Here is a 23,381-nt window from a genome sequence, read left to right as displayed (position 1 = left end):
CGCCACCTTTTTCGTCCGATGCGCGGTGCTACTCGGCGCCCTCGGTGCCTTCCGCGCCTTCCGCGTCCAGCCCCGCCAGCACCAGCCCCAGCCGGGCCGTCCCGCCCTCCGTGACCCGTACCGGAACGCCCCAGTCCTGCTGGTGGACGTGGCACGCCGGGTACTCGTTGGCCGGGTCGTCGTCGCAGGACGCGGCCATCGCCGAGACGTGCAGCACGCCCTCGGTCACCCCGTCCGCGAACAGCAGGTCGCGCGCGAGGTCCGTGTCCGTGCCCGCGCCCTCCGCGAGCAGCTCGGGCGGGGTCGAGGAGACGAGCAGCCGCGTGGAGGGGCCGTAGCGGGTGTCGAGCTTCTGCCCCTTGGGCGCCTGAAAGACCACGTCGAGGCGGAGCTTGCCGGGCGCGACCTCGGTGGCGGCGCGCCGCGTGCGGTGCGCGACGTCCGCGACCTCGACGGCCTCGTCGGGCAGCCGCAGCCGGGTGAGGCGGTGGCGGGCGGACTCGACGACGACGAGGTCGGGGACGCCGTCGCCGACCAGCACCGCGCCGCTGGGCTCGCGCAGGTCGGTGGCGAGGGTGCTGACCTGCCCGGTCGCGGGGTCGTAGCGGCGCAGGGCGTGGTTGTACGTGTCGCAGATCGCCACGGACCCGTCGGGCAGCGCGGTGACGCCCAGCGGGTGCTGGAGGAGGGCCTGCGCGGCGTCGCCGTCGCGGTGCCCGAAGTCGAAGAGCCCGGCGCCGACGGCCGTGTGCACGGCCCCTTCGGTGTCGACCCAGCGCACCGCCGAGGTCTCGGAGTCGGCGACCCAGAGCCGGTCGCCCGCGGCGGCGAGGCCGGAGGGCTGGGCGAACCAGGCCTGGTCGCCGGGCCCGTCGACCAGGCCCTCGTTGGTGGTGCCCGCGGCGACGCGCACGGTGCCGGCCGCCGGGTCCCACGCCCAGAGCTGGTGCACGCCCGCCATGGCGATCCACACCTCGCCGCGCCACCAGGCGACGTCCCACGGCGAGGAGAGCGAGACCTCCAGCGCGTCGCCCCCGGTCGGCTCGCCCTGCCACCACTGCCTGCCGGTCCCGGCGACGACGGTGACCCCGCCGCTCTCGGGGTCGTACACCTTCAGCCGGTGGTTGACGGTGTCGGCGACGACGATCCGCCCGTCGGGCAGCGCGGTGAGCCCCTGCGGCTCGTTGAAGTCGCCCTCGACGTACCCCACGACGCTCTCGCCGTCGGCCGCCAGCTCGACGAGCCGGTGCCGGGTGGTGTCGGAGACCAGGAGGTTCCCCGAGGGCAGGGCGAGCGCCTTGCCGGGGAAGCGCAGGTGCGTGGCGACCGGCTCCGGCGGCACGTAGGGCCCGTCGCCGCGCCGCAGCGTGCCCTTGGCGCCGTGCTCGGCCTCCAGCTCGGCGACGAGCGCGGCGATGGCGTGCGCGTGCCCCTCGCCCGCGTGCTGCGCGACGACGTACCCCTCGGGGTCGATGACCACGAGCGTGGGCCAGGCCCGCACGGCGTACTGCTTCCAGGTCGCCAGCTCCGGGTCGTCGAGGACCGGGTGGTGCACGTCGTACCGCTCGACGGCGTCCACGACGGCCTGGTGCTCGGCCTCGTGCACGAACTTCGGGGAGTGCACGCCGATGACCACGAGCGTGTCCGCGTGCTCCCGCTCCAGCTCGCGCAGCTCGTCCAGGACGTGCAGGCAGTTGATGCAGCAGAAGGTCCAGAAGTCGAGCACGACGATCTTGCCCCGCAGCTCGGCGAGCCCCAGCTCCCGCCCTCCGGTATTGAGCCAGCCGCCCTTCCCGACCAGTTCGGGGGCGCGGACACGGGCACGACGGGCAGCAGGCGTTGCGTTCATGCGCTCCAGGGTGCCATCCCGGCGTGAACACCCGATCACGGCCGTACGAAAGCGCCCCGCGGGGTAGTCCTGGGGGCATGAAGTATCTCGTACGCGACAAAATGTTCGCGATCGGTGACGACTACTGGGTGGAGACCGAGGACGGCGTCCACGCGTTCCTCGTCGACGGCAAGGCGCTGCGGGTGCGCGACACCCTGGAGATCAAGGACCGCTCCGGGCGGGTGCTGATCACGCTCAGGGAGAAGCTGCTGTCGTTCCGGGACGCGATGACCCTGGAGCGGGACGGCGAGACGCTGGCGACGATCCGGCGCAAGCGGCTCTCGCTGCTGCGCAACCACTTCCGCGTCACGCTGGTCGAGGGCACCGAGCTCGACGTCAGCGGGCGGATCCTGGACCGGGAGTTCGCGGTGGAGTACGACGGCGAGCTGCTGGCGCACATCTCGCGCAGGTGGCTGCGGGTGCGGGAGACGTACGCGGTCGACGTCGTGCGGGAGGACGCCGACCCGGCCCTGATGATCGCGGTCGCGGTGGCGGTGATCCGGCTGGCCGAGAAGGAGCGGGAGGGCGGCGGGCAGAAGGCGGGGGCGGGGGACCCGGACTGACGTGCGGGCCGGGCCCCCCGGGGGCGTACGGACTCGGGCGTACGGGCTCAGGCGTACGGACTCGGGCGTACGGGCTCAGGCGCGCGGGGGCGCGACGCCCAGCCGGCGGTCCTTCAGGGCCGGGAACTGCTCCCTGGTCTCGGCGACCTTCGCCGGATCGAGCTCCACGGTCAGCACCTCCTCGCCGGGCCCGGCCTCCGCCAACACCTCGCCCCAGGGGTCGACGACCATGCTGTGCCCGGCCTGTTCGACCCCGGCGTGCGTGCCCGCGGTGCCGCAGGCCAGGAGGTACGCCTGGTTCTCCACCGCGCGCGCCTGCGCGAACAGCCGCCAGTGCGCGCGGCGCCGCGCGGGCCAGCCCGCCGGGACGACGAACAGCCCCGCGCCCGCGTCGACCAGACCCCGGAACAGCTCGGGGAAGCGCAGGTCGTAGCAGGTGGCCAGGCCCGCGGTCAGGCCGGGGAGCGGAATCGTCGTCAGCTCCTGACCCGCCGTCATCAGCACGGCCTCGCCCGCGTCGAAGCCGAAGCGGTGGATCTTCCGGTACGTGGCGGCCAGCTCGCCCGAGGGGGAGAAGACGAGCGAGGTGTTGTACAGCTCGCCGCCCCCACCGCCCCCACCGCCCTCGGAGCCCTCGCCGCGCTGCACGATCGAGCCCGCGTGCAGCCAGACGCCCGCGTCGCTCGCGGCCTTCGCCATGGCCTCGTACGTGGGCCCGGCCAGCGGCTCGGCCGCCGCGTCGAACTCCTCGAAGGCGAAGGCGCCCACGGGCCACAGCTCCGGGAGGACCACCAGATCGGCGCCGCGCTGCTCGCGCACCAGCGAAGCGGCGCGCAGCCTACGGGAATCGGCGGATTCATCCGGGTCAACGGCGAACTGGATCAAAGAGGCGCGCACACTACCACCGTCCTGGCATTCGAGCTGTCGGCTCCGTCAACAGACAGCCTACGATCGTCACACGAAAGCACTGCCGGGGTGCCCCCCGGGAGCGTAACTTAGGCGTCCGAACCTCCCACGCAGCCGCCTTCGTACCAGCCAGTGAGCACGCATCAGCCCGAGTACCGCAGAACCGCCGAGGGGTCCCGTGACCGTCCATCCCAGCCTCCAGACCTACGCCGACGCCTGGACCCACTCCGTCGAAGCGATATCCGAGCTGGTCCAGCCGCTCGTCGAGGGCGAGTGGAACCGCGCGACGCCGTGCCCCGCCTGGTCGGTCCGCGACATCGTGTCGCACATCATCGGGATGGAGTGCGAGCAGCTGGGCGACCCCCGCCCCATCCACACGCTGCCGCGCGACCTCTACCACGTGCAGAGCGAGTTCGCCCGGTACATGGAGATGCAGGTGGACGTGCGCCGACACCACACGGCGCCCGAGATGACCTCCGAGCTGGAGTACACGATCATCCGCCGCGCGCGGCAGCTGCGGAACGAGACGCGCTCGCCCGACACCCTCGTACGGGCCCCGCTGGGCGCCGAGCAGACCCTCGAACTGGCCCTGCGGATGCGGGCGTTCGACGTCTGGGTGCACGAGCAGGACCTGCGCGCCACCCTCGGCAGGCCGGGCAACCTCGACTCGCCCGGCGCGCACGTCGCGCGCGACATCCTGTTGCAGTCGCTGCCCGGGATCGTCGCCAAGGACGCGGGCGCGCCGCCGAATTCGGCGGTCGTCTTCGACATCCACGGCCCCGTGGAGTTCCTGCGCACGGTGCGGGTCGACGCGCAGGGGCACGGCACGATCGACGGGGCCCCCTCGCTGGGCCCGCTGGTGAGCATCGCGATGGACTGGGAGACGTTCCTGCGCCTCTCGTGCGGACGGGTGCGGGCGGCGGCCGTCGCCGACCGGATCAAGGCCGAGGGCGACCAGGACCTGGCGGCGGCGATCCTGCACAACTTCGCGGTCACGCCGTAGCACCGGCTCACGCCGGGACGTGCACGGCCTCCACCCTGCTGGCCACCAGGTGCTCCTCCTCGCGGCGCGCCGCGCGGGCCCGCAGCCGCAGGATCTGCGCGAGGCCGACCGCCTCCAGCACGAACACCGAGGAGAACGCGATCCGGTAGTTATCGCCGGTCGCGTCCAGCAGCACGCCCACCGCGAGCAGCGTCGTCATGGAGGCGACGAAGCCGCCCATGTTGGTGATACCCGACGCGGTGCCCTGGCGTTCGGGCGGATTGGCGGGGCGCGCGAAGTCGAAGCCGATCATCGAGGCGGGTCCGCAGGCGCCGAGCACGAGCGCGAGCGCAATCAGCAGCGCCATCGGCGCGTGGCCGGGCCAGAGCAGGACCGAGGCCCAGGCGAGCGCGGTGGCCAGCACCGTACCGATGGCGAGCGGGGCGCGGGCCGTGTGGCAGCGGGCGATGAGCTGCCCGTAGACCAGGCCGACGACCATGTTGGAGAGCAGGACGACGGTGAGGACGGTGCCCGCCGACTCGCGGCTGAGCCCCTGCGCCTCCACGAGGTAGGGCATGCCCCACAGGAGCAGGAAGACCATCGCGGGGAACTGCGTGGTGAAGTGCACCCACATGCCGAGCCGGGTGCCGGGCTCCCGCCAGGACCGGCCGATCTGCCGCCCGACGAACGCCAGGCCCGCGCGCTCCACGGGGGCGGGCCCGTGCCCTTCGGGGTGGTCCTTGAGGAAGAGCAGGGTCAGTACGAGGACCAGCGCACCGGCCGCCGCGCTGCCCGCGAAGGCGGTGGTCCAGCCGAAGCCGTGCAGCGCGCGGGAGAGGACCAGGGTGGAGACGAGGTTGCCCGCCATACCGAAGAGCGCGGCGATCTGGCCGATGAGCGGGCCGCGCCTGGCGGGGAACCAGCGGGTGCCGAGCCGCAGCACGCTGATGAAGGTCATGGCGTCGCCGCAGCCGAGCAGGGCGCGGGCGGCGAGCGCGGTGCCGTAGGACGGGGCGAGGGCGAAGCCGAGCTGGCCGACGGTGAACAGCGCGGCGCCCATGACCAGCACCTTCTTGGTGCCGAGCCGATCGACGAGCAGGCCGACGGGTATCTGCATGCCCGCGTAGACCAGCAGTTGGAGCACCGAGAAGGTGGAGAGCGCGGAGGCGCCCACGTCGAAGCGCTCGGCGGCGTCGAGCCCGGCGACGCCCAGGGACGTGCGGAAGATGACGGCGACGAAGTAGACGGCGACGCCGACGCCCCAGACCAGGAGCGCGCGGGGGCCGCCGAGCGGGGCGGCCGGGGCCTGTTCGGGAACGGGCGCGTTCATCGGGCCTCACCCCTGACGACGACCTTGACCCAGCTGAGGTGGGCGCGGACCCGCTCGGCCGCGAGCTCCACGTCGCCGCTGCGGATCGCGTCCAGGATCTCGGTGTGCTCGACGATGTTCTTGGCGATGCGGTCGGGCTGGGAGTGCATCACGGCGACGCCCATGCGCAGCTGGCGGTCGCGCATCTGGTCGTAGAGCCGGGCCAGGATCTCGTTGCCCGCGTTGCGGACGATCTCGGCGTGGAAGCAGCGGTCGGTGGCGGCGACGGCCGCGAGGTCGCCGCCCTCGGCCTGCGCGCGCTGCTGTTCGACCAGCTCTTCGAGGCGGTCGAGGAGCGCGTGCGGCGCGGGCACTGCCCTGCGGACCGCGAACTCCTCGACCAGCAGCCTGGTCTCGACGACGTCGGCGATCTCCTGTGCGGAGACGGCCAGGACCAGGGCGCCCTTCTTGGGGTAGAGCCTGATCAGGCCCTCCACCTCCAGCTTGAGCAGGGCCTCGCGCACCGGGGTGCGGGAGACGCCGACGGCCTCGGCCAGCTCGCCCTCGGTGAGGAGGGTGCCCCCCGCGTAACGGCGGTCGAGCACCGCCTGCTTGATGTGGAAGTAGACGCGATCGGCCGCGGGGGGCTGTTTGACGGGCATGCGCACAGCTTAGATACAACACGTGTGCATCAGAAGACCCACAACGATCTGTTTCCCGGGTGCATCCATTTGGGCTTCCCGTGCGTCACTTCTCGGGACAGGTGTGTCACCGGAGTGACGACCGCGTCCCCTTCACACGTGTTTCACCGCATACGCGAACTACGCGAACCGGAGCCTTTCCTTGATATCCAGCTTCAAGAGCGTGCGCAGAGCCGCCACCGTCGCCGTCGCAGGCGGTCTGCTGCTGACGGCCTCGCCGCTGGCCGCGCCCACCGCGTCCGCCGCGCCCGCCATCCCGTCCATCACGGCCAAGGGCGGCTACCTGCTCGACCAGGCCTCGGCCAAGCCGATCTACGGCAAGTCGAACGGCGTGCGCCGTCAGATGGCCAGCACCACCAAGGTCACCACCGCGATCACGGTCCTCACGACGCCCGGCGTCGACCTCAACCGCGTGATCACCATCAAGCAGGAGTACCGCGACTACGTCGTGCGCAACGGCGCGAGCACCGCGGACCTGAAGACCGGTGACAAGCTCACCGTCCGCCAGCTGCTCTCCGCGCTGATGCTGCCCTCGGGCTGCGACGCGGCCTACGCGCTCGCCGACACCTTCGGCAAGGGCAGCACCACGGCGGCCCGCACGAACAACTTCATCGCCCAGATGAACGCCAAGGCCAAGAAGCTCGGCCTGACGAACACCAAGTACGACTCGTTCGACGGCATCTCCCGCGCGGGCAACAACTACACGACCCCGCCCGAGCTGGCTAAGATGGCGCGCCACGCGTTCAGCAGCGCCGTGCTCCAGAGCGTCGTCAAGGACAAGACGTTCGTCACGAAGGCGAAGACCAGCAGCGGCGGCATCCGCACGTACACCTGGAAGAACACCAACCTGCTGCTCGGCTCCTACCCGGGCGCCGTCGGCATCAAGACCGGCACCGGCACCTCGGCCGGTCCCTGCCTGGTCTTCGCCGCCACCAAGAACGGCAAGACCCTCACGGGCGTGCTGATGAACTCCACGTCCCGCTGGACGGACGCGGCCAAGGTCCTGGACTTCGGCTTCGGCTCCAGCGCCGCCCGCACCATGTCGATCCGTCCGCTTCCCGCGGACGCGCAGCGCGACTGACGCACGACTGACGCGGCAGGACACCCGACTCCCCGGAGGGCGCGGCGGCGCCCTCCGGGGTTTCTGTCGTCCGGGCCCAGGTGTCGCCTGGGCCCAAGTGCCGTCTAGGCCCAGGTGATGAGCCGCTTCGGCTGCTCCAGGACCGCGGCCACGTCCGCGAGGAACTTGGAGCCCAGCTCGCCGTCGACCAGCCGGTGGTCGAACGAGAGCGCCAGCGTGGTGACCTGACGGGGCTTCACCTTGCCCTTGTGGACCCAGGGCTGGAGCTTGATCGAGCCGATCGCGAGGATCGCGGACTCGCCCGGGTTCAGGATGGGCGTACCGGTGTCGACGCCGAAGACGCCGACGTTGGTGATGGTGAGCGTGCCGCCCTGCATCGCGGCGGGCGTGGTCCGGCCCTCGCGCGCGGTGGCGACCAGCTCGCCCAGCGCCCCGGCCAGCTCCGGCAGGGTCTTGGCGTCCGCGTCCTTGATGTTCGGGACGATCAGACCGCGCGGGGTGGCGGCCGCGATGCCCAGGTTCACGTAGTGCTTGAGCACGATCTCCTGGGCGGCCTCGTCCCAGGCGGCGTTGATGGCCGGGTTGCGCCTGACCGCGACGAGCAGCGCCTTGGCAATGAGCAGCAGCGGGTTGACCCGCAGCCCCGCCATGTCCGGGTCGGACTTCAGCTCGTCGACCAGCTTCATCGTCCGGGTCACGTCGACGGTCACGAACTCCGTGACGTGCGGGGCGGTGAAGGCGGAGCCCACCATGGCCGCGGCCGTGGCCTTCCGCACGCCCTTGATCGGGACCCGGGTCTCCCGGGCACCGGCCACCGGCTGAGCGGCCGGGGCGGGGGACGTTTCACGTGAAACGTCCCCCGCTTCGGCGGGTGCGGCGGGCGTGGGCACGGCGGGCGCCGCGGGGGCCGGAGCGGCGGCGGCGTGCACGTCGTCGCGCGTGATGATGCCGTCGGGTCCGGTCGGGGTGACCGCCGCCAGGTCGATGCCCAGGTCCTTGGCGAGCTTGCGGACGGGCGGCTTGGCGAGCGGCCTGGGCCCGGGGACGGTGCCGAGGGCGGCGGCCGGGGCGGGAGCCGGGGCGGCGGGGGCCGGGGCGCCCGCGTGGCCGTTCAGCTCGGCCTGGAGCGCCGCGGCGGCGGGCGCGGCGGTGGCGGCGGACGCCGCGGCCTTGCGCGGGCGGCGCTTGGTGGACGACTCGGCGACGCCGTAGCCGACGAGGACGGGCTGGCGGCCCTTCGGCGCCTCGTCGTCGGCCGACTCCACCGGTGCGGCGGGCGCGGCGGGCGCGGGCACGGCGGCGGGCGCCTGGGCCGGGGGCTCCTCGGCGGGGCCCGACCCGGGCTGGACGTCGACCGTGATGATCGGCGTGCCGACGTCGACGGTGGCGCCCTCCTCGAAGGCCAGCTCGTGCACCACTCCGTCGTACGGAATGGGCAGTTCGACGGCCGCCTTGGCGGTCTCCACCTCGCACACGACCTGGCCGTCGGTGACCGTGTCACCGGGCCGGACGTACCACTTGAGGATCTCGGCCTCGGTCAGGCCCTCGCCGACGTCGGGAAGCTTGAATTCGCGGTATCGAGACATGTTTCCCCGATCCCTTCTCAGTACGCGAGCGAGCGGTCGACGGCGTCGAGCACCCGGTCCAGACCCGGCAGGTACTCCTCTTCCAGCCGCGCCGGCGGATACGGCGAGTGGTAGCCGCCGACCCGCAGCACCGGGGCCTCCAGGTGGTAGAAGCACCGCTCCGTGATGCGGGCGGCGATCTCGGCGCCCGAGCCGAAGAAGACGGGCGCCTCGTGGACGACGACCAGACGGCCGGTCTTCTCCACCGAGGCCTGCACCGAGTCGAAGTCGATCGGGGAGACCGAGCGCAGGTCGACGACCTCCACCGACTTGCCCTCCTCGGCGGCGGCCGCGGCGGCCTCCTGACAGACCTTCACCATGGGGCCGTAGGCGGCCAGCGTCAGGTCCGAACCCTCGCGCACCGTACGGGCCTTGTGCAGCTGCCCGGGGATGGCCTCGGTGTCCACGTCGCTCTTGTCCCAGTAGCGCCGCTTCGGCTCGAAGAAGATCACCGGGTCGTCGCTCAGGATCGCCTGCTGCATCATCCAGTAGGCGTCGGACGAGTTGCTCGGCGAGACGATCTTCAGGCCCGCGACGTGCGCGAAGAGCGCCTCGGGGGACTCGCTGTGGTGCTCGACCGCGCCGATGCCGCCGCCGTACGGGATGCGCACGACGACCGGCAGCTTGATCTTGCCGAGCGCACGGGCGTGCATCTTGGCGAGCTGCGTGACGATCTGGTCGTACGCGGGGAAGACGAAGCCGTCGAACTGGATCTCCACGACGGGGCGGTAGCCGCGCAGCGCGAGGCCGATGGCCGTGCCGACGATGCCGGACTCGGCGAGCGGGGTGTCGATGACCCGGTCCTCGCCGAAGTCCTTGAACAGCCCGTCGGTCACCCGGAACACACCGCCGAGCTTGCCGACGTCCTCGCCCATGACGAGGACCTTCGGGTCGTTCTCCATCGCCGTGCGCAGCGATTCGTTGATCGCCTTGGCGATCGGGAGCTTCTTCACGGTCATGGCTACTTGCCCTCCCCACCGGGAACGTCGGCGAACGAGGACTGGTACGCGGCGAACTGCGCGCGCTCCTCGTCGACCAGGGCGTTCCCGTCGGCGTACACGTTCTCGAAGATCGCCATGGGGTCGGGGTCCGGCATGGCCCGGACGGCCTCGCGCACGCGCTTGCCCAGCGCCTCGCTCTCGGCCTCCAGCTCCTCGAAGAAGGCGGCGTCGGCGAAGCCCTCCTTCTCCATGTACGTGCGCAGGCGCAGGATCGGGTCCTTGGCCTCCCACGCCTCGCGCTCCTCGTCCCTGCGGTACTTCGTGGGGTCGTCGGAGGTGGTGTGGGCGCCCATGCGGTAGGTGAACGCTTCGATCAGCATGGGGCCCTCGCCCCGGCGCGCCCGCTCCAGCGCGGCGCGCGTCACGGCGAGACAGGCCAGCACGTCGTTGCCGTCGACCCGCACGCCGGGGAAGCCGAAGCCCTGCGCGCGCTGGTAGAGCGGCACGCGCATCTGCTTCTCGGTCGGCTCGGAGATCGCCCACTGGTTGTTCTGGCAGAAGAACACGACCGGGGCGTTGTAGACCGCGGAGAAGGTGAACGACTCGGCCACGTCGCCCTGGCTGGAGGCGCCGTCGCCGAAGTACGCGATCACCGCGCTGTCCGCGCCGTCCTTGGCCACGCCCATCGCGTACCCGGCCGCGTGCAGCGTCTGCGAGCCGATGACGATCGTGTAGAGGTGGAAGTTGTTGCTGTTGGGGTCCCAGCCGCCGTGGTTCACGCCGCGGAACATCCCGAGGAGGTTCGTCGGGTCGACCCCGCGGCACCAGGCGACGCCGTGCTCGCGGTAGGTCGGGAAGACGTAGTCGTCGTCGTGCAGCGCGCGCCCGGAACCGATCTGCGCGGCTTCCTGGCCCAGCAGCGAGGCCCACAGGCCCAGCTCGCCCTGGCGCTGGAGCGAGGTGGCCTCGGCGTCGAACCGCCGGGTGAGCACCATGTCCCGGTAGAGCCCGCGCAGTTCGTCGGCGGACAGGTCGATCCGGTAGTCGGGGTGCTCGACGCGCTCGCCCTCGGGCGTCAGCAGCTGTACGAGCTGGGGCTCGGAACTCTGCGGCTTCTTCGCGGCGCCGGCTGCGGCTGCGCGCTTGGTACTGCGTCGCGGCTTGCGCGCTGCGGCAGTGCTCTCCACGGTCACGTGCGTGCTCCTCCGTCGGTCCGGTCCCCGGGGTTGCCGGTGGGCCAGTGCGGCTCGCCTGTTGTCCGTACCCGTGCACGGGGTGGGTGCACCTTGGATGAACCATCGAAAAACAGGCGTGACAGGTGCCCCGGCGAACGCCCTGTCCTAGGAACGTTACCCAGTGCTCCACATAACTGTGAAACCCCATTTGACCTGCGATTTTGCTTGGATTTCCAAGTAAATCGAGAAAGCGGGGGAACAGTCCCTGGTCAGAGCGTCGGGAACAAGCCTTGCAGGCCGCCGGAACAACGGCACGTTATCCCGGTCACCTGCGGCACGGGAAGGGTCTGTGTGTGAGACTGAATCCGTGCGCGAATCAGGCAAAATTACTGTTTTCCTCCTGGACGACCACGAGGTGGTCCGCCGGGGTGTCCACGAATTGCTCTCGGTCGAAAGCGACATCGAAGTCGTCGGCGAGGCGGGCACGGCGGCAGACGCCCTGGTCAGGATCCCTGCGACCCGTCCGGACGTGGCCGTTCTCGACGTGCGGCTGCCGGACGGCAGCGGGGTGGAGGTCTGCCGCGAGATCCGGTCACAGGACGAGGACATCAAATGTCTGATGCTCACCTCGTTCGCCGACGACGAAGCGCTGTTCGACGCGATCATGGCCGGTGCCTCCGGATATGTCCTCAAGGCGATCCGCGGCAACGAGCTGCTGAACGCGGTCAGGGACGTGGCCGCGGGCAAGTCCCTGCTCGACCCGGTCGCCACGGCCCGCGTCCTGGAGCGGCTGCGCGACGGCAAGAACGGCAAGGGCGACGACAAGCTCGCGAACCTCACCGAGCAGGAGCGGAAGATCCTCGACCTGATCGGCGAGGGGCTGACGAACCGGGTGATCGGGGAGCGGCTGCACCTCGCGGAGAAGACGATCAAGAATTACGTCTCCAGCCTGCTGTCCAAGCTGGGCATGGAGCGGCGCAGCCAGGCAGCGGCCTACGTGGCCCGCCTCCAGGCGGAGAAGCACTAGGCGCCGCGCTCGCGGGGCGGGGGTGCCGGGGAGGCCGTGACCACCTGCGGTCCGGCAGGTGGCCGGTCGCGCGGTTCCCCGCGCCCCCGGCGGGGCGCCCCCGGGGCGACGGGGCCGTTTTCTCCCCGTACCCCCGATTCGGGACCAACGTCCCGCCCGCACGGGGCTGGGGGCTCTGTACCCGCCACCGGTGCGACGGGACAGTAGAAGGCATGTCCACCGAGGAACTCCGCGCCATCCAGCTGCTCAGCCGGGTCCCGTACGGCCGCCTGGCCACCAGCATGCGGGCCCTGCCCTTCCTCGCCGTGGCCCGCCACGTCCTCGTCGACGGCAAGGTCCTCCTCCGGATGCACGCGGGCCTCGGCTACCACGAGGCGTGCAACGGCAGCGTCGTCGCCTACGGCACGGACAACTTCAACGCCGCCGACGGCGACGAGAACGGCTGGTCCGTCCAGTTCACCGGCCCCGCCGAGATCGTCGACCCCACCCCCGAGCAGCGCGCCCTCTTCGGCCGGGGCCCGAGCGAGGTGAACGGCGAGCCGTTCGAGCCGGTCTTCCTGCGGGTGGAACCGCACTTCGTGACCGTCACGCACCTCGATTTCAGCACAGCGCGACAGCTCGACGACGCAGCGTGATCTAACATCTGAAGCGTGCCGCGCTCATCTGCAACCCTCCCGGCGCCCGCAACCCTCCCGGCGCCCCCGCACCCGCACCCGCTGCCCCCCGTCGAATCGCTGCTGAGCGGCTACCCCCGCGCCCGCGTGGGCGACGCGCTGTCCTGCGAACCGGTCGCCCTCGGCCTGCTCAACCGGGGCTACCGCCTGGCCACCACCCGCGGCGCGTACTTCCTCAAGCACCACCTCGACGGCGACCGCGAGGCCATCGCGCGCCAGCACCGCGCCACCCAGCGGCTCCAGGCCCTCGGCCTGCCGGTCGCCCCGCCCGTCGAGGACTCCGACGGCGGCACCGTCACGGTGATCGACGGCCGCTGCTACGCCCTGCACCCCTGGGTCGATGGCAGGCACCGCGACGGCGCCCAGCTCACGACCCCGCAGTCCCGGCGGCTCGGCGCGCTCCTGGGGGCCGTACACACCTGTCTGGAGCGCGTGATGGGCCCCGGCGCGCCCCGCGAGTGCGCGGGCGCCGACCCGGCCGACACCTACGCGCTCATCAACGAGCTGCTGGCGGCCGTCCGCGGCCGCTCCCCGCGCGACTCCTTCGACGCGCTCGCCGAGTACCGCCTGCTGGAGCGCCGCGAGTTGGTGGAGCGGCACGCGGCGCGGCGCCCCGCGCCCGCCGCCGAAGGTGCCTGGGTGCACGGCGACTTCCATCCGCTGAACCTGCTCTACCGGGGCGCGGAGCCCGCCGCGATCGTCGACTGGGACCGGCTGGGGGTGCAGCCGAGGGCGGAGGAGGCGGTCAGGGCCGCCGCGATCTTCTTCGTGGAGCCCGCGGGGCGGCTGGAGCTGGCGAAGGTGCGGGCGTACGCGCGCGCCTACCGCCGCGCGGCGGGCGCGGACCCGGCCGAACTGGCGCACGCGGTGCACCGGGTGTGGTGGGAGCGGCTCAACGACTTCTGGATACTGCGCTGGCGCTATCTGCTGAACGACCGAAGGGCCGACCCGCAGTTCCCCGCGGCGTCGGCCCTGGTGGTGTGGTGGACGAAGGAGTACGAGGCGGTCAGCGACGCGTTCGCGGGCTGACCCGGATCCGGGGCGGCCACGGCGCCCCGGACCGGTCCCGGCGTCACTGCCCGGTCTGGCCCTCGGCCTGACCCTCGGCCTGACCCTGGGTCTGCCCCTGCGTCTGACCGTCCGTCTGGCCCTGGGTCTGGCCCTGCTGGGCCTGACCGTCCGTCTGGCCCTGCGTCTGGCCCTGCTGGGCCTGACCGTCCGTCTGGCCTTCCGTCTGACCCTGCTGGGCCTGACCGTCCGTCTGACCCTCGGTCTGGCCCTGCTGGCCCTGGCCGTCCGTCGCGTTGTCGGTCGGGCTCGGGGAGTCGGACGGGGTGCCGCTGCTGTTGTCGCTCGGCTGGTCGGACGGGCTGTACTTGTCGGTCGGCGGGTTGTTCGGCTGCTCCTGCCCGCTGCCGCCGCTGCCGTTGTCGGTCGGCTCCTGCTCCTCCTCCGACTCCTGGTCGGACGGGGTCGTGGAGGGCTTGGTCGCCGGGGAGCTGGCCGGGGGCGTGGTCTTCGTGTCCCCGCCGCTCTTCTTGCCGCCGTTCGCCGCGTCGATCGCGTACACCACGCCCGCGGTGATCGCGATCAGCGCGAGCACGATGAACAGCACCAGCTTGCCGCGGCCGCCGCCGGGCCGCCCGCCGACGCCGCCGTCGTAGGCCCCGTCGTCCGGGTTCATCGGCGGCAGGATCGGGCCCTGCGTGGTGTGGGCGTGCCCCGGGTGGCCGAGCGCCATGGTGCCCGCGGCGGGCGTGACGGGGCTCTCGTGCATCTCCACGGGGCCGGTGTTCCAGGTGCCCGTGTGGCCGCCCTGCGCCTGGAGCATCTGGAGCGCGTACTGCACCAGACCGCGCATCTCCTCGGCGCTCTGGAAGCGGTCGTCCGGGTCCTTGGCCAGCGAGCGCATCACGAGCCCGTCGAGCTCGGGCGGCGTGGCGTCGGAGACCTCGGACGGCGGGGTCGGGATGTCCTGGACGTGCTGGTAGACGACGGCGAGCGGGGTCTCGCCGGTGAACGGGGGCCGCAGCGCCAGCAGTTCGTACAGCAGGCAGCCCGTCGCGTACAGGTCGGAGCGGTGGTCGACGGCCTTGCCGAGCGCCTGCTCGGGCGAGAGGTACTGCGGGGTGCCCATGACCATGCCGGTCTGGGTCATCGTCGACTGCGCGCCGTGCAGCGCGCGGGCGATGCCGAAGTCCATCACCTTGACGGCGCCGGAGTGGGTGATGATCACGTTGGCCGGCTTGATGTCGCGGTGCACGATGCCGTGCTGGTGGCTGTAGGCCAGGGCCTCCAGCACGCCGGACACGATGATCAGCGCCTGCTCCGGCGGCGGGGCGTCGGCGTTGATCAGCAGGTCGCGGATGGTGCGGCCCTCGACCAGCTCCATCACGATGTACGAGATCGTGTTGCCCGCGAAGTGGTCCTCGCCCGAGTCGTAGACCGCCACCACCGCGTGGTGGTTGAGCCCCGCGACGGACTGCGCCTCGCGCGTGAAGCGGGCCTTGGAGACCGGGTCCTCGGCGAGGTCGGAGCGGAGCAGCTTGACGGCGACGGTGCGGCCGAGCCGTACGTCCTCTGCGGCGAACACCTCGGCCATGCCGCCCCGGCCCAGGCGGTGCGTCAGCCGGTACCGTCCGTCACCGACCAGGCCGCCGGCGCCCCAGGATTCGGCCGAGTCCGACACGCCGCCGCCGGTCGCTTCGGGTTCGGGTGCGGGTGCCATCAGTCCTCGCCGTCGTTTGTTTCCGTCCGCGCGTCCGCGGATGTGGGGGTGCTCTGCCGGGCCACGCTACAGCCTCCGTGTGACACCCCGGATATGAGAGTGACCGGCCATCCAACCCGGGGACGGCGCACGCGCGCAAATTCCGTCCCGCTCCTGTAACGCTTGCGCGACTCTTGTTGTGCGTACGGTCACGGAACGGGCACCCGGCTTGACGTGAAATCCCCCTCGGGCAGACTGGCTCCGGTTAGATCACCCGTGATAGCGAGCCCTGGTCGGGCATAGGGGGAAGCAAGTCATGAGCCAGGACGGCGCACACGGCCGCTACGCGGGCGGATCGGTGGCTGGTGGCCGGTACCAGCTGCGCGACCTCCTCGGCGAGGGCGGCATGGCGTCCGTCTACCTCGCGTACGACTCCGCGCTCGACCGCCAGGTCGCCATCAAGACCCTCCACACCGAGCTGGGCCGCGAGCAGTCCTTCCGGGAGCGCTTCCGGCGCGAGGCGCAGGCCGTCGCCAAGCTGTCCCACACCAACATCGTGTCGGTCTTCGACACGGGCGAGGACGAGCTGGACGGCGCGCTGATGCCGTACATCGTCATGGAGTACGTGGAGGGGCACCCGCTCGGCTCGGTGCTCGCGGCCGACGTGCGGCAGTACGGCGCGATGCCCACCGACAAGGCCCTCAAGGTCACCTCGGACGTGCTCGCCGCGCTGGAGACCAGCCACGAGATGGGCCTGGTCCACCGCGACATCAAGCCGGGCAACGTCATGATGACCAAGCGCGGCGTGGTCAAGGTGATGGACTTCGGCATCGCGCGGGCCATGCAGTCCGGGGTCACCTCGATGACCCAGACCGGCATGGTCGTCGGCACCCCGCAGTACCTCTCGCCCGAGCAGGCCCTGGGGCGCGGCGTCGACGCCCGCTCCGACCTGTACTCCGTCGGCATCATGCTCTTCCAGCTGCTGACGGGCCGGATCCCGTTCGACGCGGACTCCCCGCTGGCGATCGCCTACGCGCACGTCCAGGAGGAGCCGGTCGCGCCCTCCACGATCAACCGTTCGCTGCCGCCCGCGGTGGACGCGCTGGTCGCGCGGGCGCTGAAGAAGAACCCGAACGAGCGTTTCCCGAGCGCCGCCGCGATGCGCGACGAGATCGCCCGGGTGCTGGGCGCGGGCCAGACCGGCGCCCCGGCGATCGTGCCCGGCGCGCACACCGGGAGCAGCGGCGCGGGCGTGGGCTCCGCGGTGTTCCCGCCGCTGGACCAGTCCGGGCAGCCCCCGCAGTCCGTGCAGCAGCCCTACCAGCCGAACCCCTTCGGTCCGCCGACCCCGGCACCGGCCCCGGCGCCCGTGCCGACGCCCGCGCCGGGCTACGGCTACCCGCAGGCGGCGCAGACCCCGGCGCCCGGCCCCTACCAGGCGGCGCCGACCCCGCCCCCGTACACGATCTCGCCCGCTCCCGCGACGACCGGTGCGGGCTCGAACGGCGGCGGCGGCAGGCGGAACATGCCGGTGATCGTGGGCGCCGTCGTGGTGGCGCTGGTGGCGATCGGCGGTGTGATCGCCGTGGTGAAGATGCAGGGCGACCCGGACGACAAGAAGAAGGACGAGGCGTCGAACAGCGCGTCGGCGGGGGCGGCGGTCGAGGGCCACAAGGGGCCCGACCTCAGCAAGAAGATCAAGAACGATAAGTGCACCGATCCCGGCGAGGGCATCAGCGACCCCGCGAAGATCCGGATGCCCGACTTCCAGTACATCAACATCAAGTACGCCAAGGCCTGCATCCAGGCGGCGGGCTGGAAGATCAAGCAGGAGCTGACCCAGAACGAGAACACCTGGGGCGAGGGCGCGATCCTGAACCAGTTCCCGCAGCCCGACACCGAGGTCGACCCCAAGGCCGTCGACATCGTCCTGACCGTCTCGACGGGCAACCCTCCCGAGTGAGCCCGATCGGCTGACGCCGACCGTTGCGGCAGGGCCCGGTACGCGCGGCGCGTACCGGGCCCTGTTGTCGCCCGGCCGTGCCGTGCCGTGTCCTGCCGCGCCCGGGATGCCGGAAACGTTCCGGCGTGTGACGCTGAGTCGGTCACCGCTTTCCCCTTCGGCCCGGTACGGGAGGGGGTCACCCCCGTGGCTCCAAGGCTCCGCCCCCCGCGCACCGCCTGCGCGCTCGCGCTCGGGGCCGTGCTGCTGGGCGCGCCCCTCGCGGGCGCCGCCGAGAGCCCGCCGCCGAGCCTGGCCGGGCACCCCGCGGGCGAGGGGCGGGCGCGGCCGGGGCGCGCGCAGCCGACGTTCGCCGTACCGGCCGACGTCCGTCCTGAGGCCGACGCGGCGGTACGCGGGGCGGAGCCGTCCGCTCCGCCCGTACGGCCTACGGCGCGCCCGCCCGCACAGCCGCCCGCCGCCGCCCGCGAGCCCGTCGCACGGGCCGTCGCGCGCCCTTCCCGGCAGGCCGCCCCGCTGGTGACGCTGGGCGCGGGGCTGACGCTCATCGGGCTCGGGCTCGGCTTCTTCGGGGCCCGGCTGCGCAGCCGCTGACCCACCCGCGCCCTCCCTCGGAAAGCACCTGTGACCTGCGGTGTCATCCTTGAGACGGACCCCGGGGATCGTCCTTGAGTCGCCTTGTCGCGCCTGAACATACTCGGTATACATACTCAGTATGTCGATCCGTCACGGGCTTCTCGCCCTTCTGGAAGCGGGCCCGCGCTACGGCTCCCAGCTCCGCACCGAATTCGAGTCACGCACGGGCTCCACCTGGCCCCTGAACGTCGGGCAGGTGTACACCACGCTGAGCCGTCTGGAGCGCGACGGCCTGATCCTCCAGGACGGCCAGGACGACGGCGGGCACCCGCTGTACTCGATCACCGACGAGGGGCGCGGCGAGCTGAAGGGGTGGTTCGCACAGCCCGTCGACCGCACCAGCCCCGCCCGCGACGAGCTGGCCATCAAGCTCGCCATGGCCGTCGGCGCCCCCGGCGTCGACATCAGGGCCGTCATCCAGGCCCAGCGGCACCACACCGTGAAGGCGATGCAGGACTACACCCGGCTGAAGGCGAAGGCGCTGACGGACGGGCCCGCCGACCGCGACGAGGTGGCCTGGCTGCTCGTCCTGGAGCAGCTGATCTTCCAGGCCGAGGCCGAGGCCCGCTGGCTCGACCACTGCGAGTCGCGGCTCGTACGGCTCGCGGAAGCGGCGGCGCGGGAGCCCGCGCCCGCGCCGACGGGCGCCAAGGCGCCGACGAACGCCACGTCACGCCCCCGCGCGCGGCGCTGAACGCGCGCCCTGCCCGCACTCCGGGTCTCCGTATACCCGTGTCCCCGTGTCCCCGTACGCCTGACCACCAGTCTTTCCCCAGGGGGGAATCCACCATGTCCACACCCGTGCTCGAACTCCGGGCGCTGACCCGTACCCACGGCTCCGGCGTCGCCGAAGTGCACGCCCTGCGCGGGGTCGACCTGACCGTGCGCGCGGGCGAACTCGTCGCCGTCATGGGGCCTTCGGGATCCGGCAAGTCCACGCTCCTCACCCTCGCGGGCGGCCTCGACACCGCCACCGGCGGCGAGATCCTGATCGAGGGACAGCCGCTCTCCGGCCTCGACCGCAAGGGCCTCGCCGCGCTGCGCCGCCGCAGCGTCGGCTACGTCTTCCAGGACTACAACCTCATCCCCGCCCTCACGGCCGCCGAGAACATCGCCCTGCCCCGCGAGCTGGACGGCGTCCCCGTCCGCAAGGCCCGCGAGGAGGCCGTGGCGGCCCTGGAGGAGATGGGGCTCGCCGAGGTCGCCGACCGCTTCCCCGACGAGATGTCCGGCGGCCAGCAGCAGCGCGTCGCCATCGCCCGCGCCCTGGTGGGGGACCGGCGCCTGGTCCTCGCCGACGAGCCGACCGGCGCGCTCGACTCGGAGACCGGCGAGACGGTCCTCGCCATGCTGCGGGGGCGCTGCGACGCGGGCGCGGCCGGCGTGATGGTCACCCACGAGCCGCGGTACGCCGCCTGGGCCGACCGGGTCGTGTTCCTGCGCGACGGCACGCTGATCGACCAGACCCTGACCTCCGACGCCGACTCCCTCCTCGCCACCGCCGAGGGCACCCGATGAGCGCTCTGGGAGGGTGGCGGGCCGCCCTGCGCATCGCCAGGCGCGACGCGCTGCGCGCCAAGGGCAGGTCCGCCCTGGTCGTCGCGATGATCGCGCTGCCGGTCCTCGGGGTGACGGCCGCCGACGTCACGTACCGCAGCGCCGAGCCGACGGCGGCCGAGCGGCTCACCGCCGAACTGGGCTCGGCCGACGCGAAGTTCTCCGACGCCGGAATGGGCGCCACGCCCGTCGAGCAGCTGCCCGACGTCTCCGCCGTCGGCACGCCGGGCGGCAAGGCACCGGCGCGGGAGCCCGAGGGTGACGTCGACGTCGAGGCCGCGATACCCGCGGGCGCCCGGCACATCACCCGGCAGTCCGTCCCCGCGACCGTCTCCACCGCGCACGGCGTCGCGGGCACCGAGATCACCGAGCTGAGCACCGGCGACCCGATGGCGCGCGGCATGATCGACCTGGTCGAGGGGGAGTTCCCCGACGCGCCCGGCGAACTGGCCGCCACCGGGGCGTTCCTGGAGTCGGCGGGCCTGAAGGTCGGCTCGAAGACCGAAGTGCGCGGACTGGACCGTACGTTCACCATCACCGCGTCCGTCGAACTGCCCGACGCACTCGCCAAGCGCGCGCTCTACGCGGAGCCGGGCGCCGTCATCGCGCCCTGGCAGCAGGCCTCGACACGCGACAAGAACGTCCTGCCGCCCAGTGCCGACAAACGCGAATGGCTCGTGAAGGCCGCCGGGAACACCGGCGTGACCTGGGCGGACGTGCTCGCCGCCAACAAGACCGGCGTGGTCGTGGAGTCCCGCTCCGTGGTGCTCGCGCCGCCCCCGGACTCCGAGGTCCCGCTGGCGGCCCGCATCGGCGGCGGCTTCGGCGACGACTCGACCGAGCTGGGCATCGCGGCCGTCACCATCGTCGCCATGGCGGTGCTCGAAGTCGTCCTGCTCGCGGGCCCGGCGTTCGCCGTCGGCGCGCGCCGCTCCCGCCGCCAGCTCGGACTGCTCGGCACGTGCGGCGGCGACCGGCGCCACATCAGGTCGGTCGTCCTCGCGGGCGGGCTGGTGCTGGGCACGATCGGCGCGGTGACCGGCGCCGTCCTGGGCATCGGGCTCACCGCGCTGCTCCGGCCGATTATCGAGGGCTGGACGGGCAAGCGCTTCGGCACCCTGGAGACGCCTCCGCTGGAGATCGCCGCCATCGCCGCGATCGGCCTGGTCACGGGCGTCCTGGCGGCGCTCGTCCCGGCGGTCGTCGCCGCCCGGCAGTCCGTCCTGGAGGCGCTGACCGGACGCAAGGGCGTACGGCACGCCTCGCGGACGCTGCCGACGCTCGGCGCCGCCGCGCTCGCCCTGGGCGTCACGATCGCGCTGTTCGGCGGCACCACAGGCGCCGGCACCCTGGTCGCGGGCGGCTCGATCATCGCCGAGCTGGGGCTGCTCTGCTGCATCCCGGTGATCGTCGGCTTCCTCGGGCGGCTCGGCAGGCGGCTGCCGCTCGTCCCGCGCCTCGCCCTGCGCGACGCCGCCCGCAACCGGGGCCGCACCGCGCCCGCCGTCGCCGCCGTGATGGCCGCGGTCGCGGGGAGCGTGGCCATCGCCACGTACACCGTCAGCGAACGCACCCAGATGGCGTACGACGTCCAGCAGTCCCTCACGCCCGGCACCGTCGCCCTGGTCGCCGACACCCTGGAGAGCAGGACCGACACCCGCCAGGCCCTGGCCCTCGCCCGGCCCTCGGCCGAGCGGAGCCTGCCGCTGGCCCCCGGCGGGCGCGCGGACTTCGGCCGGGTCTGGGCGGGCAGCGACTGCAACCGCTACCGGACCCACGACGCCGAGGGCAACGAAACCGGCTGCGGCTCCCTGGAGTTCGTGAAGCCCGCAGGAAGCCAGTGCCCCCTGCGCGGCAAGGGCGCGGCGGCGCTGGCGGCCCGGCTCTCCGCCGGCGAGCACAAGAAGCTGAAGGAGTCCCCCGCCTGCGCGGACGAGAACGTCGCCATGGACGTCTTCGGCACCGGCCTGAACAACATCGTCACCGGTGACGAGCAGCTGCTGCGCACCTACGTCGGCCTGGAGGACCCGGCGGCGCTCAAAGCGCTCGCCGCGGGCACGCCCGTGCTGCTCAACAGCGCGTTCGCCAAGGACGGCAAGGTCACGCTGAAGGCCGTGCACACGTACGGCCCGAAGGACGGGGCGGGCCGCAAGGCGCACCCGGGCAAGGCCAGGACGGTCGTGTCGAAGGTCCCGGTGTACATCGCCCCCGACACCTACGTGACGACGCCCGGCATCCGCATGATCATGCCGCCGGGCTCCGCCGAGAAGCTCGGCCTGCACACCGAACCGGTCGGCTCGGTCTACCGGGTGCGGCACCAGCCGACCGACGCCGAGCGCCAGAAGGTCGACGACGCGCTGCTCCAGGCGGGCAACACGGTCTTCCTCCACACGCCGATGAAGATCTCGGGGGCCGACGACCCGATGCTGCTGATCCTCGCCCTGTTCGCGGGCGTGGTGACGCTCGGCGCGGCCGCGATCACCACGGGGCTCGCCAAGGCGGACGCGGAGGCCGATCTGACGACGCTCAGCGCGGTCGGCGCGCCGCCCCGGGTGCGGCGCTCGCTCTCCGGGTTCCAGTGCGCGGTGGTCGCCGTGACGGGAGTGCTGCTGGGCACGGCGGCGGGCCTGGTGCCCGCGGTGGCGCTGCGCCTGGTGGACCTGCGCCAGGCGACGGCGGCGATGCGGGCCAACCCGATGGACTCCGCGTACACGCCCATCGTGCTGCCCTGGACGACGATCGGGATCCTCACGGTGGCCGTGCCGGTGCTGGCCGGACTGCTGGCGGCGGGCCTGACCCGCTCCCGGCTCGCGCTGGCGCGCAGGGCCGGCTGAACTTTCCGGTCCGTTCGCGCCCCCCGGGGGTGGATCATCCACTCCCGGGGGCACACAGCCCTATGAGGCACGTGTGCGAGAGAATGGCGGCATGGAGATGCCGAGGAGTGAACGGTCGGATCAGTCGGAACAGCCCCAGGAGCGTCCCCACATCCTTGTGGTGGGGCAGGACGGCATGGCTCTCGGCGGCGTTGAGGGCGACGACGAGTCGCGCGAGGTCCCGGTGACGGAAATGGTCGAACAGCCCGCGAAGGTCATGCGCATCGGCAGCATGATCAAGCAACTCCTGGAGGAGGTCCGCGCGGCCCCCCTGGACGAGGCGAGCCGGGTGCGCCTCAAGAACATCCACGCGTCGTCGGTCAAGGAGCTGGAGGACGGCCTGGCCCCCGAGCTGGTGGAGGAGCTGGAGCGGCTCTCCCTCCCGTTCACCGACGAGGCGATCCCCTCCGAGGCGGAACTGCGGATCGCGCAGGCCCAGTTGGTGGGCTGGCTTGAGGGCCTGTTCCACGGCATCCAGACCGCGCTGTTCGCCCAGCAGATGGCGGCGCGCGCCCAGCTGGAGCAGATGCGCAGGGCGCTGCCCCCGGGCGCGAGCCACGAGGACGACGACGAGAACCCCCACGGCCCGGTGCGGTCGGGCCCGTACCTGTAGGAAAACGCGCGACGCCGGCGGGCCGGTTCCAGCCCCGCCGGCGTTCCAACCCCGTCGGCGTTCGGGGCCAGTCGGCGTTCGAGACCCGGGGGTTCGGGGCCCGGGAGTTCGGGGCCCGGGAGTTCGGGGCCCGGGAGTTCGGGGCCCGGGAGTTCGGGGG

20 protein-coding genes are annotated in these 23,381 nt (G+C 72.4%); 12 read left to right on the top strand and 8 right to left on the bottom strand.

The features are described from left to right. Positions 1–28: 28 nt before the first annotated feature. Complete coding sequence (locus ACIBNE_RS13200) at positions 29–1,849, bottom strand: NHL domain-containing thioredoxin family protein (protein ID WP_399271617.1); 1,821 nt, start codon at positions 1,847–1,849, stop codon at positions 29–31. A 77-nt stretch (positions 1,850–1,926) separates the two neighbouring features. On the opposite strand from ACIBNE_RS13200, the gene ACIBNE_RS13195 reads away from it, so the two are divergent. Beyond that, positions 1,927–2,451, top strand: coding sequence for an LURP-one-related/scramblase family protein (locus tag ACIBNE_RS13195; RefSeq protein WP_399271616.1), 525 nt, complete (start codon positions 1,927–1,929; stop codon positions 2,449–2,451). 75 nt (positions 2,452–2,526) lie between these two features. Here ACIBNE_RS13195 and ACIBNE_RS13190 read toward each other — a convergent pair whose 3' ends face one another. After that, the gene (locus ACIBNE_RS13190; protein WP_399271615.1) at positions 2,527–3,348 is read right to left on the bottom strand and encodes a carbon-nitrogen family hydrolase; all 822 of its coding nucleotides are present in this window, start codon (positions 3,346–3,348) and stop codon (positions 2,527–2,529) included. A gap of 187 nt (positions 3,349–3,535) precedes the next feature. Here ACIBNE_RS13190 and ACIBNE_RS13185 point away from each other — a divergent pair, with 187 nt between their 5' ends. Beyond that, on the top strand, positions 3,536–4,360 hold the full coding sequence (locus tag ACIBNE_RS13185; protein WP_399271614.1) for a maleylpyruvate isomerase family mycothiol-dependent enzyme: 825 nt from the start codon (positions 3,536–3,538) through the stop codon (positions 4,358–4,360). Between the two features lie 7 nt (positions 4,361–4,367). On the opposite strand, the gene ACIBNE_RS13180 is transcribed toward ACIBNE_RS13185, so the two are convergent. Next, positions 4,368–5,669 carry a nitrate/nitrite transporter gene (locus ACIBNE_RS13180; RefSeq protein ID WP_399271613.1) on the bottom strand — a complete coding sequence of 434 codons (1,302 nt, stop codon included), beginning with the start codon at positions 5,667–5,669 and terminating at the stop codon, positions 4,368–4,370. Beyond that, positions 5,666–6,310, bottom strand: coding sequence for a GntR family transcriptional regulator (locus ACIBNE_RS13175; protein ID WP_399271612.1), 645 nt, complete (start codon positions 6,308–6,310; stop codon positions 5,666–5,668). The genes ACIBNE_RS13180 and ACIBNE_RS13175 overlap by 4 nt, the downstream gene beginning before the upstream one ends. Before the next feature lie 181 nt (positions 6,311–6,491). Here ACIBNE_RS13175 and ACIBNE_RS13170 point away from each other — a divergent pair, with 181 nt between their 5' ends. After that, positions 6,492–7,430 carry a D-alanyl-D-alanine carboxypeptidase family protein gene (locus tag ACIBNE_RS13170; RefSeq protein WP_399271611.1) on the top strand — a complete coding sequence of 313 codons (939 nt, stop codon included), beginning with the start codon at positions 6,492–6,494 and terminating at the stop codon, positions 7,428–7,430. A gap of 104 nt (positions 7,431–7,534) precedes the next feature. On the opposite strand, the gene ACIBNE_RS13165 is transcribed toward ACIBNE_RS13170, so the two are convergent. Genes ACIBNE_RS13165 through pdhA form a run of 3 tightly spaced genes read right to left on the bottom strand, consistent with a single transcriptional unit; the run spans position 7,535 to position 11,189 of the window. Then, positions 7,535–9,016 (bottom strand): dihydrolipoamide acetyltransferase family protein, encoded by a 1,482-nt coding sequence (locus ACIBNE_RS13165; protein WP_399271610.1) that lies wholly within the window; start codon positions 9,014–9,016, stop codon positions 7,535–7,537. Between the two features lie 17 nt (positions 9,017–9,033). Beyond that, positions 9,034–10,014: an alpha-ketoacid dehydrogenase subunit beta gene (locus tag ACIBNE_RS13160; protein ID WP_399271609.1), complete on the bottom strand. Its 981-nt coding sequence runs from the start codon at positions 10,012–10,014 to the stop codon at positions 9,034–9,036. A 2-nt stretch (positions 10,015–10,016) separates the two neighbouring features. Then, the gene (pdhA, locus tag ACIBNE_RS13155; protein WP_399271608.1) at positions 10,017–11,189 is read right to left on the bottom strand and encodes a pyruvate dehydrogenase (acetyl-transferring) E1 component subunit alpha; all 1,173 of its coding nucleotides are present in this window, start codon (positions 11,187–11,189) and stop codon (positions 10,017–10,019) included. A gap of 349 nt (positions 11,190–11,538) precedes the next feature. Here pdhA and ACIBNE_RS13150 point away from each other — a divergent pair, with 349 nt between their 5' ends. The 3 genes from ACIBNE_RS13150 (at position 11,539) to ACIBNE_RS13140 (ending at position 13,901) form a co-directional block, all read left to right on the top strand. Next, on the top strand, positions 11,539–12,198 hold the full coding sequence (locus ACIBNE_RS13150; protein ID WP_399271607.1) for a response regulator: 660 nt from the start codon (positions 11,539–11,541) through the stop codon (positions 12,196–12,198). 212 nt (positions 12,199–12,410) lie between these two features. Next, positions 12,411–12,833: a pyridoxamine 5'-phosphate oxidase family protein gene (locus tag ACIBNE_RS13145; RefSeq protein ID WP_399271606.1), complete on the top strand. Its 423-nt coding sequence runs from the start codon at positions 12,411–12,413 to the stop codon at positions 12,831–12,833. A gap of 15 nt (positions 12,834–12,848) precedes the next feature. Beyond that, positions 12,849–13,901: a phosphotransferase gene (locus tag ACIBNE_RS13140; protein ID WP_399271605.1), complete on the top strand. Its 1,053-nt coding sequence runs from the start codon at positions 12,849–12,851 to the stop codon at positions 13,899–13,901. Positions 13,902–13,944: 43 nt separating this feature from the next. Here the strand turns inward: ACIBNE_RS13140 and ACIBNE_RS13135 are convergent, their stop codons facing one another. After that, a complete protein-coding gene (locus tag ACIBNE_RS13135; RefSeq protein WP_399271604.1) occupies positions 13,945–15,600 on the bottom strand; it encodes a protein kinase in 1,656 nt (551 codons plus the stop codon). Between the two features lie 295 nt (positions 15,601–15,895). Here ACIBNE_RS13135 and ACIBNE_RS13130 point away from each other — a divergent pair, with 295 nt between their 5' ends. The 6 genes from ACIBNE_RS13130 to ACIBNE_RS13105 all read left to right on the top strand — a co-directional run bounded on the left by ACIBNE_RS13130 (position 15,896) and on the right by ACIBNE_RS13105 (position 23,221). Next, positions 15,896–17,542: a protein kinase gene (locus ACIBNE_RS13130; RefSeq protein WP_399271603.1), complete on the top strand. Its 1,647-nt coding sequence runs from the start codon at positions 15,896–15,898 to the stop codon at positions 17,540–17,542. Positions 17,543–17,728: 186 nt separating this feature from the next. Further along, positions 17,729–18,136, top strand: coding sequence for a hypothetical protein (locus ACIBNE_RS13125; protein ID WP_399271602.1), 408 nt, complete (start codon positions 17,729–17,731; stop codon positions 18,134–18,136). A 121-nt stretch (positions 18,137–18,257) separates the two neighbouring features. Beyond that, complete coding sequence (locus ACIBNE_RS13120; protein WP_399271601.1) at positions 18,258–18,872, top strand: PadR family transcriptional regulator; 615 nt, start codon at positions 18,258–18,260, stop codon at positions 18,870–18,872. A 95-nt stretch (positions 18,873–18,967) separates the two neighbouring features. After that, the gene (locus ACIBNE_RS13115; protein WP_399271599.1) at positions 18,968–19,696 is read left to right on the top strand and encodes an ABC transporter ATP-binding protein; all 729 of its coding nucleotides are present in this window, start codon (positions 18,968–18,970) and stop codon (positions 19,694–19,696) included. Next, a complete protein-coding gene (locus ACIBNE_RS13110) occupies positions 19,693–22,569 on the top strand; it encodes an FtsX-like permease family protein (RefSeq protein ID WP_399271598.1) in 2,877 nt (958 codons plus the stop codon). Before ACIBNE_RS13115 ends, ACIBNE_RS13110 begins: the two co-directional genes overlap by 4 nt. Positions 22,570–22,660: 91 nt before the next feature. Beyond that, complete coding sequence (locus ACIBNE_RS13105) at positions 22,661–23,221, top strand: bacterial proteasome activator family protein (protein ID WP_399271597.1); 561 nt, start codon at positions 22,661–22,663, stop codon at positions 23,219–23,221. Positions 23,222–23,381 lie beyond the last annotated feature (160 nt).

Source organism: Streptomyces sp. NPDC050504 (genome assembly GCF_044458065.1).
Taxonomy (GTDB): Bacteria; Actinomycetota; Actinomycetes; order Streptomycetales; family Streptomycetaceae; genus Streptomyces.
The sequence above is the reverse complement of the archived record's forward strand: the minus strand, read 5'-3'. Positions and strand labels throughout refer to the sequence as shown.